General features: G+C 75.3%; 1 protein-coding gene. It reads left to right on the top strand.

What is annotated here, in order from left to right; genetic code table 11:
- Positions 1-248: 248 nt before the first annotated feature.
- Positions 249-691 (top strand): flagellar basal body P-ring protein FlgI (locus OZN99_RS32915; RefSeq protein ID WP_270939374.1); only part of this gene is annotated, 443 nt, incomplete at its 3' end.

The raw sequence follows: 691 nt of genomic DNA, 5'->3' as shown, positions 1-691 counted from the left end.
CTGCCGGCACTCCCTGCCCCCGCCCCGGCAAGCCTTGCCGTGCCCGCCGGCCGCGGCGCTGGCACGCCGGTTGCCCGTTGCGAGCCGCAACGCGGCGGCCGGCGCCGTCGCCAGGGCGCGGCATGCCGACGCGCATGGAGGAGAGCTTGGCGCAGAAACCTTGCCCGACGATGAGGGGAGCGTGGCGACGGCATGGCATCGCGGTCGCGCTGCTGCTCGGCGCCCTCGTGTCCTGGGCGGCGCCGGGCATGGCGCAGGTGCGCATCAAGGACATCGCCGACGTGGAAGGCGTGCGCGACAACCAGCTGGTGGGCTACGGGCTGGTGATCGGGCTGAACGGCACGGGCGACCGGCTGCGCTCGGCGCCTTTCACCCGCCAGTCGCTGATCGGCGTGCTGGAACGGCTGGGCGTCAACACGCGCGACCAGGAACGCCAGCTGGACACGCGCAACATCGCCGCCGTGATGGTGACGGCCAACCTGCCCGCCTTCTCCCGCGCCGGCAGCCGGATCGACGTCGCCGTCTCGGCGCTGGGCGACGCGACCAACATCACCGGCGGCACGCTGCTGGTCACGCCGCTGCTGGGTGCGGATGGCGAGGTCTATGCGGTGGCGCAGGGCGCGGTGGCCACCGGCGCCGTCGCGGCGCGCGGCGCCGCCGGCAGCGTGACGCGCGGCGTGCCGACGGCCGG

This window comes from Falsiroseomonas oryzae, assembly GCF_027856955.1.
In the GTDB taxonomy this organism is placed as follows: Bacteria; Pseudomonadota; Alphaproteobacteria; order Acetobacterales; family Acetobacteraceae; genus Falsiroseomonas; species Falsiroseomonas oryzae.
Note: the sequence above shows the minus strand (reverse complement) of the source record. Positions and strands in the feature narration are given on the sequence as shown.